The organism is Bizionia sp. M204 (assembly GCF_023205095.1).
Classification (GTDB): domain Bacteria; phylum Bacteroidota; class Bacteroidia; order Flavobacteriales; family Flavobacteriaceae; genus Algorimicrobium; species Algorimicrobium hallyeonense.
Genome location: NZ_CP046242.1, coordinates 1,197,907 through 1,210,982, shown reverse-complemented (window position 1 = coordinate 1,210,982; position 13,076 = coordinate 1,197,907). Strand labels below are relative to the sequence as shown.

13 protein-coding genes are annotated in these 13,076 nt (G+C 35.3%); 7 read left to right on the top strand and 6 right to left on the bottom strand.

Going from position 1 to position 13,076, the window contains the following annotated elements:
• The first annotated feature begins 5 nt into the window (after positions 1-5).
• The gene (locus tag GMA17_RS05455; protein ID WP_248399983.1) at positions 6-710 is read left to right on the top strand and encodes a hypothetical protein; all 705 of its coding nucleotides are present in this window, start codon (positions 6-8) and stop codon (positions 708-710) included.
• Entirely contained in the window at positions 703-1,542 is an 840-nt protein-coding gene (locus GMA17_RS05450) for a sensor histidine kinase (RefSeq protein ID WP_248399981.1), read from the top strand. Before GMA17_RS05455 ends, GMA17_RS05450 begins: the two co-directional genes overlap by 8 nt.
• Here the strand turns inward: GMA17_RS05450 and GMA17_RS05445 are convergent.
• The 5 genes from GMA17_RS05445 to GMA17_RS05425 form a co-directional block, all read right to left on the bottom strand.
• Complete coding sequence (locus GMA17_RS05445) at positions 1,531-2,172, bottom strand: RluA family pseudouridine synthase (RefSeq protein ID WP_371922433.1); 642 nt, start codon at positions 2,170-2,172, stop codon at positions 1,531-1,533. The genes GMA17_RS05450 and GMA17_RS05445 overlap by 12 nt on opposite strands.
• Positions 2,173-2,331: 159 nt before the next feature.
• Positions 2,332-2,613 (bottom strand): four helix bundle protein, encoded by a 282-nt coding sequence (locus GMA17_RS05440; RefSeq protein WP_371922416.1) that lies wholly within the window; start codon positions 2,611-2,613, stop codon positions 2,332-2,334.
• Between the two features lie 49 nt (positions 2,614-2,662).
• Positions 2,663-3,481: a 3-methyl-2-oxobutanoate hydroxymethyltransferase gene (panB, locus tag GMA17_RS05435; protein ID WP_248399979.1), complete on the bottom strand. Its 819-nt coding sequence runs from the start codon at positions 3,479-3,481 to the stop codon at positions 2,663-2,665.
• A gap of 120 nt (positions 3,482-3,601) precedes the next feature.
• Positions 3,602-5,026, bottom strand: coding sequence for an L-serine ammonia-lyase (locus tag GMA17_RS05430; protein ID WP_248399977.1), 1,425 nt, complete (start codon positions 5,024-5,026; stop codon positions 3,602-3,604).
• Positions 5,027-5,113: 87 nt separating this feature from the next.
• Positions 5,114-5,608 (bottom strand): hypothetical protein, encoded by a 495-nt coding sequence (locus tag GMA17_RS05425; protein ID WP_248399975.1) that lies wholly within the window; start codon positions 5,606-5,608, stop codon positions 5,114-5,116.
• 198 nt (positions 5,609-5,806) lie between these two features.
• On the opposite strand from GMA17_RS05425, the gene dnaK reads away from it, so the two are divergent.
• Together dnaK and GMA17_RS05415 are read left to right on the top strand one after the other, a co-directional pair.
• The gene (gene dnaK, locus GMA17_RS05420; RefSeq protein WP_248399973.1) at positions 5,807-7,714 is read left to right on the top strand and encodes a molecular chaperone DnaK; all 1,908 of its coding nucleotides are present in this window, start codon (positions 5,807-5,809) and stop codon (positions 7,712-7,714) included.
• 270 nt (positions 7,715-7,984) lie between these two features.
• Positions 7,985-8,932 carry a nitronate monooxygenase family protein gene (locus tag GMA17_RS05415; protein WP_248399971.1) on the top strand — a complete coding sequence of 316 codons (948 nt, stop codon included), beginning with the start codon at positions 7,985-7,987 and terminating at the stop codon, positions 8,930-8,932.
• Positions 8,933-8,935: 3 nt separating this feature from the next.
• Here GMA17_RS05415 and GMA17_RS05410 read toward each other — a convergent pair whose 3' ends face one another.
• Positions 8,936-9,577 carry an alpha/beta hydrolase gene (locus GMA17_RS05410; RefSeq protein WP_248399969.1) on the bottom strand — a complete coding sequence of 214 codons (642 nt, stop codon included), beginning with the start codon at positions 9,575-9,577 and terminating at the stop codon, positions 8,936-8,938.
• 52 nt (positions 9,578-9,629) lie between these two features.
• Here GMA17_RS05410 and GMA17_RS05405 point away from each other — a divergent pair, with 52 nt between their 5' ends.
• The 3 genes from GMA17_RS05405 to menD are packed head-to-tail and all read left to right on the top strand — an operon-like array spanning position 9,630 to position 13,006.
• Entirely contained in the window at positions 9,630-10,055 is a 426-nt protein-coding gene (locus tag GMA17_RS05405; protein ID WP_248399967.1) for a PaaI family thioesterase, read from the top strand.
• 3 nt (positions 10,056-10,058) lie between these two features.
• On the top strand, positions 10,059-11,195 hold the full coding sequence (locus GMA17_RS05400; protein ID WP_248399965.1) for a chorismate-binding protein: 1,137 nt from the start codon (positions 10,059-10,061) through the stop codon (positions 11,193-11,195).
• Between the two features lie 50 nt (positions 11,196-11,245).
• Positions 11,246-13,006, top strand: coding sequence for a 2-succinyl-5-enolpyruvyl-6-hydroxy-3-cyclohexene-1-carboxylate synthase (menD, locus tag GMA17_RS05395; RefSeq protein WP_248399963.1), 1,761 nt, complete (start codon positions 11,246-11,248; stop codon positions 13,004-13,006).
• Positions 13,007-13,076 lie beyond the last annotated feature (70 nt).

Here is a 13,076-nt window from a genome sequence, read left to right as displayed (position 1 = left end):
AAATTATGAATGAGTTTTTAAGCCAAAATTATTTCTTAATTACGCATTCCGTTGAATTTTTAGCAGCAGGTACAGGTTTATTCTTTTATAAAAAGTATAAATCTACTGCTGTTATTTATTTTATATGGTTTCTTTTATATAGCGCTATACTAGATTTAACTTTTAGATATCCAAGTTTTTTCAAGTTTTTAGATATTTATGACGTTATTAAAGGCACTATATTTCAACAGAATTATTGGTTTACAACTATTTTTTGGGTTATGGGCAGTACCATATTTTACGTTTTATATTTTCAGAAAATAATTCATGAAATTCGACTGAAAAATGTGTTAAAACTCACAAAATGGTTATTTATCATATTATCTATTCTTTTTTTAATTATTGATTATAAAGTACTTTATACTAGATATATTCCTATTATACACATCATGTCAACTTTAGCAGTTGTTCTTGCTATTAGTTTATATCTCTATGAAATTTTAAATAGTGATACCATTCTAAATTTTTATAAGTCCATCAACTTTTATATTAGTGCTATTGTGTTAATTTGGTGGTTAATTACAACCCCTTTAGTCTTTTTTGAAATATATTCATCTACTTCAGATTGGAATTTTGTGTTTCTGAAGTGGCAAATATTTTTATTCGCTAATGTGTTTATGTATGTAACTTTTACTTTAGCTCTCATTTTTTGCAAACCACAATATGATTAGAACGTTACTTTTTATAGTATTCCAGAAGCAAGCTGTTTCAACAGCAGCTGAACGTTACCTATTGTTATACATGATAGCTGTTTTAATAATTGTTACGGCTTTAATTATTATATTCTTTATCGTTTTTCAAAAACGAAAAAACAAACTGCTTTTAGATAAAATTGAACGCGAGAAAGTCTTTCAAGAAGAAATCTCTAACACCCAAATAGAAATTCAGGAACAAACACTTAAAAATATTGGTCAGGAATTGCATGATAATATTGGGCAATTACTGTCTGTTGCCAATATGCAAATGAGCATTATGAATATGCAAGTTCAGGAAGCCATTAAGGAGCAATTTACGGAAACTAAAAATGTAGTCAAAGAGAGTTTAAGCGAAGTGCGTGCGCTTTCTAAATCCTTAAATAGTGATGTAATTGTGAATCGTGGTTTTCAAAAATCGGTTGAAAACGAAGTGGCACGTTTAAATAAACTACAGCTATTATCAGCCCAATTAGAAATTACAGGTGATGAAACCACATTCACCAATTCCAAAGATAGCATTATCTTATTCCGAATAATCCAAGAGTTTATTTCAAATACCGTGAAATATGCATCGGCAGCGAGTTTAATGGTGAAATTAGATTATCAAGAGCAACAGCTGATAATTCATATTGAAGATGATGGCAAAGGTTTTGATATCGCTTCCGCAGAAAAGGGAGCAGGCTTACTAAATATGAAAAGTCGTGCAGATTTAATTCACGCGGCGTTTAATTTACGTTCTGAAATTAAGGAAGGAACAAGCTTGCAAATTAACTATCCGTATCGTGAAGAAACAAAATTAATCTTCTAAACAGGCGTTCCAAACGGGATCATTTGGTACAGGTGCTGTAACATCAATAACATCATGAGAAACAGGATGCGTAAATTTTAAGTGTCTAGCGTGTAAACTAATACTGCCATCTGGATTACTTCGGTTAAAGCCATATTTTAAATCGCCTTTTATTGGACAACCAATACTAGCTAATTGCACACGAATTTGATGATGTCTGCCGGTTTCTAAAGCGACTTCTACTAAATAGTAATTATCTAATTGTTTTAACACCTGATACTGCAAAATGGCTTTTTTACTATCAGCAGATTTATTAGGAAAGGCAGTGGATTTATTGTTCTTCGGGTTTTTCCGCAACCAATGTATTAACGTATCCATTTGTTTTGGAGGTGCCTTTTTAACTAAAGCCCAATAGGTTTTATGGGCACCTCTTTCCGCAAATAGTTTATTTAATCGTGGCAAGGCTTTACTGGTTTTAGCAAACATAACTACACCAGTAGTTGGTCTGTCCAATCTATGAACCACACCTAAATACACATTGCCAGGTTTGTTGTATTTGTCCTTTATATAGTCTTTAACCACATCGCTTAACGGCGTGTCGCCAGTTTTATCACCTTGAACAATATCACCAGCGCGTTTGTTCACGATGATTAGGTGATTGTCTTCGTATAGGACTTGGAGGTTGGTTTTGTTGGAGAGTAATTTAGACGATTTGATCACTAGATTATTAGATTTTTGGATTTATTTGAGCGTTGATTTAAATTTAGAGGTCATTTTAATAATAGCATCTAAACTATTTAATAGATTATCTCAATCTACTTTGTTTATGAAATTTAAGTCTGACGCAATTAATAATTGTGTTTCAATTTCGTATGCTGAACCAATTGCTATTTCAAGAAATCTTGTAAAATCTTTATTCGAATGTCTAGATGAACCTTCAGCAATATTTGAAGGTATGGAAACAGAGGCTCTTCGCAATTGATTAGACAATCCAAATTTCTCCGATTCGGGAAATTTAGATGTTATAGAATAAATTTCTACGCAAAATAATCTACTTTTTTTCCATACTTCTAAATCCTTAAATCTATGCATTTACTAATTTAAACTATTTGTCATATTTCCAACAATCCAACAATCGGATTTAATACTGTTCCTCATCATTCGGAAAATCAACCGATTTCACATCAGTAACATATTGCGAAATAGCATTGGTCATATCTTCATACAAATTCATATATCTACGTAAAAACCGTGGATTAAATTCGTGTGTCATACCAATCATATCGTGCAATACAAGCACTTGACCATCTACACCTTTTCCAGCGCCAATGCCTATAACAGGAATGCTGACACTTTCCGCAACTTCTTGAGCTAATTTGGCGGGAATTTTTTCTAACACAATAGCAAAACAACCCGCTTTTTCAAGCATTAAAGCATCTTCTTTCAGTTTATCTGCTTCTTCATCTTCTTTGGCACGAACGGTATAAGTTCCAAATTTATAAATGGATTGTGGTGTTAAACCTAAATGTCCCATAACCGGAATTCCTGCATGTAAAATACGTTTAATAGAATCTTTAACTTCTTTTCCGCCTTCTAGTTTTACAGCATGTCCGCCACTTTCTTTCATAATTCGGATGGCAGAACGCAAGGCTTCTTTTGGATCACTTTGGTAACTTCCAAAAGGTAAATCTACAACAACCAAGGCACGCTCAACCGCACGAACGACTGATGATGCATGATAAATCATCTGATCCAACGTAATGGGTAAGGTTGTTTCATGTCCAGCCATAACATTACTGGCGGAATCGCCAACAAGAATCACATCTATTCCGGCACCATCAACAATTTTAGCCATGGTATAATCATAGGCTGTTAACATGGATATTTTTTCGCCTTTGGCTTTCATATCCACTAATGTTTTTACGGTAATGCGTTTGTACTGTTTTTTGGCTACTGACATAAGTTTGGTTTAAAATGCAGGTAAAATTAATAAATTAAGAGTGGATACCATTAAATTTTTAAGTATTTCAATAAAATAGGTTACCAGTACACACAAGAATCAATGGGTTTAAAAAACCAATTAGCAGTCCGTTAAATTAACACTAACGGCAAGTCCACCTTCACTGGTTTCTTTGTATTTGGAATTCATGTCTTTAGCCGTTTCCCACATAGTTTGAACCACTTTATCTAAAGGCACTTTTACATTTTTAGGATCGGTGTCTAGGGCTAATTCAGCGGCATTAATGGCTTTTATTGCTCCCATAGAATTACGTTCAATACATGGTATTTGTACTAAACCACCAATAGGATCGCAGGTGAGACCCAAGTGATGCTCCATAGCTATTTCAGCCGCAATTAAAACTTGGTCTGGTGTGCCACCCATTAATTCGCACAAAGCGCCTGCAGCCATAGCAGATGATACGCCAATTTCTGCTTGACAACCACCCATAGCAGCCGAGATGGTGGCTCCTTTTTTAAATATGGAACCAATTTCACCAGAAACTAATAAGAACTTCTTGATATGTTCAAAATGGGCATCATGGTTTTCAATAACTAAATAATACATTAAAACAGCTGGAATTACACCTGCACTGCCGTTTGTTGGCGCTGTAACAACACGACCTAAAGCCGCATTTACTTCATTTACAGCCAAAGCAAAACAGCTCACCCATTTTAAAATTTGTCGGAATTTAACTTCCGTCTGACGAATACTTTGTAACCAGGTTTCAGGCGAATCATACGGCACGCCATTATTTAAATTCTTGTGCATATCATAGGCACGACGGCGCACATTTAAACCTCCAGGTAAATTACCTTCTGTATGACAACCAACGTACATACATTCTAACATGGTATTCCAGATGCGTTTTAATTCAAAATCAATTGTTTCTTCATCGCGAATGGACTTTTCATTTTCTAAAACAACGCCTGAAATCGGTAAATTTAGTTGCTGGCAAAAATCAAGTAATTTCACGCCATTTTCAACAGGATATGGAAACGTACAATAGAATATAATTTTGTTGGCTTTAGAATTCTGACGTTCTTCTTGAACCACAAATCCACCACCAATAGAGTAGTAGTAGGCATGGGATTTCCTGCCATTAATAACCGCCGTAAAACGCATGCCGTTAGCATGGTATGGCAAGAATTTTCTATTAAAAACGATGTCTTTTTTCGGGTCGAAATCTATAGTGCGTTCATTATTAAAACGCAGTTTATGGGTGTTATTAATGGAGGCTATTATAACATCAATAGTATCCACAGGAATATACTCGGGATCGGCGCCACTTAAACCTAACATAACCGCATAATCTGTAGCATGGCCTTTTCCAGTTAAGGACAAGGAGCCGTATAAATCTACCGTGATGCTTTCTACTTTTTCAAACCGGTTTTTAGATTTTAATTCCGCAATCCATCTTTCGGCAGCACGCCAAGGACCTAATGTGTGCGAACTAGAAGGTCCCACACCAATTTTTAGCATATCGAAGACAGAAATACACTCCATATTATAATCAGTTTAGATTAACTACAAATATACATTTAGTTTATGATGATTTTCAAGAAACGCACGTATATTCCATAGGAATTTAACCTAATGTTTTTCAAATTCTGTAATACCATAAGTGTCCATTACTACATTGATATCAGAATAATCATGTTTGCCAACATTATCGGCAGGAACCACAACCACTCGGAATACTTGATTGCGCGTCCACGAATTATCTAGAGTATTGAAATTTACAGTACCATCTAAAAAGAAACGCACTTCCGTTCGTGTAAAATCAAAATTGTACATTAAAGTACCATCTTCAAACTCTACTGTTTGAGGTAATAAGCGCCAAACTTCTTGCCCATTAACCACTTCCCAAAGAATATACACTAAAGTGACATCGGCAGGATACGTTTCAAAACCATAAGGTTCAAAAAATTCATAATTATTTGCGCTTGTAAAATTCAGTTCAATTTCAAAAGCTGGAGCTACTATTAATCCGCCATCTCTACCAGGAGAGCCTGGAGGTCCTTGAGGACCTTCACAAGAGGTTAAAACTAAAACAAATCCAACTAATAGTGTTACTAGATTTTTCATAATCATTATTTTTTAGAATTTAAAAATACTAATAATTCACGTCATACGCGCGGTTTAAAGGTATATTAACATAGGAGTCTGACATCGTGTCACTTTTTTTGTCATGGCACAATCATTGTCTTATACATTCCGAAAATAAATAAGAACACAACACTTCCGATTCTAATCGGAAAATACAAATTAAAATAAATAACTATTATGAGTAAAATTATTGGAATCGATTTAGGTACAACTAACTCTTGTGTTTCTGTAATGGAAGGTAATGAGCCAGTTGTAATACCAAATGCAGAAGGTAAAAGAACAACACCATCTGTGATCGCTTTCGTTGAAGGCGGTGAAATTAAAGTTGGTGATCCAGCAAAACGTCAAGCCGTTACCAATCCAACAAAAACGGTTTATTCTATTAAGCGTTTTATGGGTAATAAGTTTTCTGAATCTGCAAAAGAAGCAGGACGCGTACCTTACAAAGTAGTAAAAGGAGATAACGACACACCACGTGTGGATATTGATGGTCGTTTATATACACCACAAGAATTATCAGCTATGATCCTTCAAAAAATGAAGAAAACGGCTGAAGATTATTTAGGTCAAGATGTAACACGTGCTGTAATTACAGTACCTGCTTACTTTAATGACTCGCAACGCCAAGCAACTAAAGAAGCTGGAGAAATTGCCGGTTTAAAGGTAGAACGTATTATTAACGAACCTACTGCTGCTGCTTTAGCCTATGGAATGGATAAAAAAGGAACGGATCAAAAAATCGTTGTTTTCGATTTTGGAGGTGGAACCCATGATGTATCTATCCTAGAATTAGGTGATGGTGTATTTGAAGTATTATCAACAGAAGGTGATACACATTTAGGTGGTGATGACGTTGATGAGAAAATCATTGATTGGTTAGCTGACGAATTCAAGTCTGAAGAAGATATTGATTTACGCAAGGACCCAATGGCGTTACAGCGTTTAAAAGAAGCTGCTGAAAAAGCGAAGATTGAATTATCATCTGCGGCACAAACAGAAATTAACTTACCATATGTTACGGCTACAGCTAGTGGACCAAAACACTTGGTACGTACTTTAACACGTTCTAAATTTGAGCAGTTAATTGACGATTTAGTAAAACGTACAATTGCACCTTGTGAGTCTGCTATGAAAGCTGCAGGTTTAACAAAAAGTGATATTAACGAGGTTATTTTAGTTGGTGGATCTACACGTATTCCTGCTGTTCAGGAAGCTGTTGAGAAATTCTTCGGAAAAAAACCAAGTAAAGGTGTTAACCCAGATGAAGTAGTTTCTTTAGGAGCTGCTATCCAAGGTGGTGTTTTAACTGGTGATGTAAAAGATGTATTGTTATTAGACGTAACGCCTTTATCATTAGGTATTGAAACAATGGGTAACGTCATGACTAAGCTTATTGAAGCTAACACGACGATCCCAACTAAAAAATCGCAAGTATTTTCTACAGCAGCTGACAATCAGCCATCTGTTGAAATCCATGTGTTACAAGGAGAGCGTGCAATGGCTGCCGACAACAAAACAATTGGACGTTTCCATTTAGACGGAATTCCACCAGCAAAACGTGGAACCCCTCAAATTGAAGTAACGTTTGATATTGATGCCAATGGTATCATTAAAGTTTCGGCAACAGATAAAGCGACGAACAAAACACAAGATATTCGTATTGAAGCTTCTTCAGGATTATCAGAAGAAGAAATTCAAAAAATGAAAGCAGATGCTGAAGCCAATGCCGATGCCGATGCGAAAGCAAAAGAAACTGCTGAAAAATTGAATGCTGCTGATGCGATGATTTTCCAAACGGAGAGTCAGCTGAAAGAATTTGGCGAAAAATTATCTGATGATAAGAAAAAGCCAATTGAAGAAGCACTTGAAGAATTGAAGAAAGCTTACGAAACTAAAGATCTTGCCGTTATTGATCCAGCTTTAGAGAAAATTAACGAAGCATGGAAAGTAGCAAGCGAGGAAATGTATAAAGCACAAGCAGATGGGCAACAAGGTGGTCCAGAAGCAGGTCCTGATGCAAATGCAGGAACAGATGCTAACGAAGGAAGCGACGTAGAAGACGTGGATTTCGAAGAAGTGAAGTAAACAGAGAACAATTATTTGTAAAACAAATAATTTGTGAATCGCTTATCCCAAATTTATTTTGGGATCTCACAAAACTAAAAGCGCAATCATTAATTTGATTGCGTTTTCTTTATGTCTAAACCTAACAGGTTTTCAAAACCTGTTAGGTTTTTTGTAACCACTAATTTTAGGCGTCAGAAACAACTCGTTGAGGAAACTAAATTTACAACCATAAACTATGCACGCATAATAAATTCTCTTATATTTGTGGCGCAAACAAATTCAGATTACATGTCAACCCAACTCACCGATCTTCTCAAAATAAAACACCCAATCATTATGGCGCCTATGTTTTTGGTTTCCAATACGGCTATGGTAATCGAAGGGATGAAAAGCGGCATTGCTGGCTGTATTCCAGCTTTAAACTATAGAACCTTGGATGAATTGCGAGCTTCTATAAATGAGTTAAAAGAGGCAAAGGTTTCGGGTGGTGCTTTTGGATATAATCTGATTGTGAATAAATCCAATGTCAAATATAAAGAACAATTACGTGTGATTTGTGAAGAAGGTTGCGATTTCATTTTAACCTCTTTAGGAAATCCAGAAGAAACCATTAGGGAAGCGCATGCCGTTGGTATTAAAGTATTTTGTGACGTAACCGATTTACATTTCGCCAAAAAAGTAGAACAATTAGGTGCTGATGCAGCCGTAGCTGTAAATAGTGAAGCTGGTGGGCATCGTGGTAATTTATCGCCACAAGAATTAACCAGTTTATTGCATAAAGAATTAAATATTCCAGTCATTTCCGCTGGAGGTGTGGGTTGCAAATCAGATATTGACACGATGTTAAGCTATGGAGCAGCAGGTGTTTCTGTAGGAAGTCCGTTTATTGCTTCTATTGAGGCTGGTGTTACGGACGACTATAAACAAGCCTGTGTGGATTATGGCGCGGACGATATTGTTATGACAGAGCGTATTTCAGGAACACCGTGTACGGTAATAAATACGCCTTATGTTCAGAAAATAGGAACAAAATCAACGGGTTTAGAAAAGCTACTAAATAAAAATAAAACCCTTAAAAAATGGGTGAAAATGATCCGGTTTTATATTGGGATGAAAGCCACTGAAAAAGCAGCCTTACAAGCAACGTACAAAACAGTTTGGGTTGCTGGACCTAGTATTGAACATACCAAAGCTATTTTGCCGATACGTGAGATTATTAAAAATCTGACTAATTAATAGTTACACCAAACCGTTAATTAATTCAACGTTTACAACATGTTTGCCCTCAAAAGGGACTAATTGCAACCGGTTTCCAAATAATTCGGTAGCGCGCGTTTCTTCGTGATGGATGCGTTCTTCATTTAAATATTCATCTTCAGTACCATAAATAAGCGATACTTTGGTTGATGCATCTAAATATTGAAAATCAGCAGCCACTAATTCTTTTGGAATTCCGCCAGAATGCAATACCAGTTGGGAACATTTCAGTTGGCGTTTGGCAAGATATCGCGTTGCCACACTCACACCTTGTGAATACCCTAAAACAATTAAATTTATTCCGTCAGGAAGGCCTTCCGCTTCCAGAACGGAATCAAAATAACGCATAATATTTTCGGTGTCTTTAACCGTAGTTTCTTTCGTTAACCAACTCGCGCCAACATGTTTAAATTTTGGTGGTGTATAATATTTACTTGGTGCTTGAGGCGCAATAATATAATTTTCTTCAGCAGATAAGCCCTGAAAATATCTTAAAAAATATCGACTTAAATAACCCATCCCATGACAAACAAACCAAACGTTTTTTGTAGTTGCCGATAATGTATTTAAAGTGGCATAACTATTCGTGGTGGTGTAAGATATTTCCTTTTCAGTTAGATTCATTTGTTATTGGTGTTTTGTACTTTTACATTTCGATTTAAAAATACAGAATTTTATGTCCATATCTAAAGAAGCCAAACTTAAGGAAATCAATGCGGTTTGCAAAAACACCTTGATGGAAACCCTAGAAATTAGTATTTCCGATTTTGGCGATGATTATTTAATTGCCAAAATGCCGGTTAATTCGCGCGTATATCAACCAGATGGTGTGTTGCATGGTGGAGCAACAGCAGCATTGGCAGAAAGTGTTGGTAGTTTTGCATCCCACTTGTTTTCAAATTTAGACGAGGTATTTGTTCGCGGCACCGAAATTACAGCCAACCATTTAAAAAGTGTAACGGACGGTCATGTATTTGCTAAAGCCACTTTTTTGCATAAAGGAAGAACCACGCAATTAATAGATATTCGCGTCACGGATGACCATGACAACTTGATTTCAGTTTGCCGCTTGTCAACTATTTCATTACCAAGAAAAAAATAAAACATGACATTTTCTGTTTTTCTAGAGAACCTTCAAGATCAGTATGTAAACAACTTGCCCTTTGTAGCTTATAGAAACCCTAATGAGACTATAATTAAAACGTTTTTACAGCAAGATGATACACTTTATAAAACCACGAATTTCTCTGAAAGTGGATTTGTTTTTTCGCCTTTTAACATAAAAGAAACTAGTGTTTTAATTCCTGTTGAAACATCATTAATTTTAGAATTTGAAAGTGAAACTATTGAAGAATCATCCATAAACTCATGTGCTTCAAAAGTTATTGAGACATCTGATATAACTGTGGCTAAGCAAAACCATATTGCATTAGTTGAAAAGGGGATTAAAGCTATTCATAAAGGCACATTTGAAAAAGTCGTATTATCCCGGCAAGAATCGATTACTATTTCAGAAACAAATCCTATTAAAATTTATAAAAGGTTATTAGAAACCTATCCAACCGCTTATGTGTATGTATGGTTTCACCCTAAAGTAGGATTGTGGTTAGGTGCTACGCCAGAAACTTTGCTTCATATTGAAAATAACCAATTCAGCACCATGGCGTTGGCGGGAACGCAAGTTTATAAAAACACCATAGATGTGGTTTGGAAGGATAAAGAATTGGAGGAACAACAAATTGTTACCAATTTCATCGTTTCAAATCTAGAAAGCCAGTTAGATAATTTAAAAATCTCCGAGGTGGAAACTGTAAAAGCAGGAAATTTACTGCATTTAAAAACGCACATTTCTGGTCGGGTGAATTCTGATACTTCGAGCTTAAAAAATATTATTGAAATTTTGCATCCCACACCTGCTGTTTGCGGTATGCCAAAAGAAGAAGCCAAACAATTTATCCTTGAAAATGAAGCGTATAAACGCGATTTTTATACAGGTTTTTTAGGTGAACTAAATATTAAGAAATCCATTTCAAAAAACCCGAACAGACGCAATGTTGAAAATAATGCTTACACGCGTATTAAAACGGTTTCAAATCTGTTTGTAAATCTGCGTTGCATGCAAATTCAAAACACGGAAGCCCTTTTATACATTGGAGGAGGCATCACAAAAGACTCCAATCCCAATTTAGAATGGGAGGAAACCATGGCTAAATCGGTGACAATGAAAAAGGTATTACAATAATTTTTTATCAGGAAGCTATTTGCTATTTTTACGCTTAGATTCAATCTTACATGCAATACCCAAAAATTCCGCTTGCGCAAACCATTGTTCTGCTTTGCAAAGCTAAAAACATTCAACATATTGTTATTTCACCAGGTAGTAGAAATGCACCTGTAACTATCGGTTTTACACACGATGATTATTTTACATGCTATAGTATTGTAGATGAACGTTGTGCTGCCTTTTTTGCATTGGGAATTGCGCAACAAATCCAAAAGCCAGTAGCTGTAGTTTGTAGTTCAGGTAGTGCACTTTTAAATTACTATCCTGCTATTGCTGAAGCTTATTACAGTCATATTCCGTTGGTTGTTTTATCGGCTGATAGACCGAAACACTTGATAGGAATAGGTGATGGGCAAACCATTAACCAAACCGATGTTTATAAAAATCATATTATTTATACGGCAAACTTAAGTTCACAAATGGATGCCGAATTTAAAAATCGGGATGAAGATGAACCAGCCATTCTTAAAACACTAGAAAACAAATTAGAGCGCTTTTTAGGAAGAAAACAGGAGTTACAGCAGGAAAATGAAACGGAAATCAATAAAGCGCTTAACAAAGCTTTGTCCAAGCGTGGTCCAGTTCATATTAATATGCCATTTCACGAACCCCTTTATGAGTTAACGGATAGCTTAAGTGTGAATCCAAAAATTATTGATATAAACAAACGCGCAAGCAAAGTAGACGACTTTATTTATAATGAATGCCTTGATGCCTGGAATAGCGCAACCAAAAAAATGGTTTTAGTTGGCGTAAATCCACCAAACGAAATAGAACAAAAATGGTTGGATGAATTGGTAAAAGATAATAGCGTAATTGTGTTTACGGAAACAACTTCTAATATCCACAATCCAGGGTTTTTCAATAGTATAGACACCATGATTGCACCTTTAGAAGATGATGATTTTAAAGCCTTGCAACCTGATATTTTATTAACCTTTGGCGGACTAGTAGTCTCCAAAAAAATTAAAGCTTTTTTACGAAGTTACCAGCCAAAGCAACATTGGCATATAGATCGTGATTATGCAAATGACACATTTTTTTGTTTGGAGAAACATATTGAAACAACACCTAATAATTTTTTTGAAACCTTCTTACCCCAAATCACGCATTTTGTAAAAAGTGATTACAAAGCCACTTGGGAGCAGGTTAGACTTTATAGAAAAGAAAAACATAGTGCGTATTTAAACGAAATTCCTTTTAGTGACTTTCAGGTGTTTGAGACGGTATTTAAAAGTTTACCAAATAATCTCGCATTGCAATTGGGTAACAGTTCCACGATAAGATATGCACAGCTTTTTGATATTCATAAATCAATAAACGTGTTTTGTAATCGTGGCACCAGTGGTATTGATGGCAGTACTTCTACAGCTATAGGTTGTGCCGTTGGCCAAGAAAAACAAACGATTTTTATTACTGGCGATTTAAGCTTTTTTTATGATAGCAATGCACTGTGGAATAATTACATTCCTAATAATTTTAGACTAATTATTGTGAATAATCAAGGCGGTGGAATTTTTAGAATTTTGCCAGGAAATAAGGATTCAGAAAATTTTGAAAACTTTTTTGAAACTACTCATAATTTTACAGCAAAACAATTGGCTGCTATGTATGGCTTCCAATATGGAACTGCAGCGAATGCCACTCAGCTTAAAAATAAATTAAAAGATTTTTATAAAGAATCAGATCAACCCAAAATATTAGAAATATTCACACCACGTACAGAGAATGACGACGTATTATTGAATTATTTCAAGTTTATTAAGTAATTGTTAAAAATGGCGTCGTATTTTTTAAATGACTCATTATTAAGTATATTAGGGGCTCATATTAATCTTT

Coding starts and splice junctions, on each gene's coding strand:
- GMA17_RS05455 (WP_248399983.1), top strand. CDS start 6: ATGAATGAGTTTTTAAGCCAAAATTATTTCTTAATTACGCATTCCGTT.
- GMA17_RS05450 (WP_248399981.1), top strand. CDS start 703: ATGATTAGAACGTTACTTTTTATAGTATTCCAGAAGCAAGCTGTTTCA.
- GMA17_RS05440 (WP_371922416.1), bottom strand. CDS start 2,613: ATGCATAGATTTAAGGATTTAGAAGTATGGAAAAAAAGTAGATTATTT.
- panB (WP_248399979.1), bottom strand. CDS start 3,481: ATGTCAGTAGCCAAAAAACAGTACAAACGCATTACCGTAAAAACATTA.
- GMA17_RS05430 (WP_248399977.1), bottom strand. CDS start 5,026: ATGGAGTGTATTTCTGTCTTCGATATGCTAAAAATTGGTGTGGGACCT.
- GMA17_RS05425 (WP_248399975.1), bottom strand. CDS start 5,608: ATGAAAAATCTAGTAACACTATTAGTTGGATTTGTTTTAGTTTTAACC.
- dnaK (WP_248399973.1), top strand. CDS start 5,807: ATGAGTAAAATTATTGGAATCGATTTAGGTACAACTAACTCTTGTGTT.
- GMA17_RS05415 (WP_248399971.1), top strand. CDS start 7,985: ATGTCAACCCAACTCACCGATCTTCTCAAAATAAAACACCCAATCATT.
- GMA17_RS05410 (WP_248399969.1), bottom strand. CDS start 9,577: ATGAATCTAACTGAAAAGGAAATATCTTACACCACCACGAATAGTTAT.
- GMA17_RS05405 (WP_248399967.1), top strand. CDS start 9,630: ATGTCCATATCTAAAGAAGCCAAACTTAAGGAAATCAATGCGGTTTGC.
- GMA17_RS05400 (WP_248399965.1), top strand. CDS start 10,059: ATGACATTTTCTGTTTTTCTAGAGAACCTTCAAGATCAGTATGTAAAC.
- menD (WP_248399963.1), top strand. CDS start 11,246: ATGCAATACCCAAAAATTCCGCTTGCGCAAACCATTGTTCTGCTTTGC.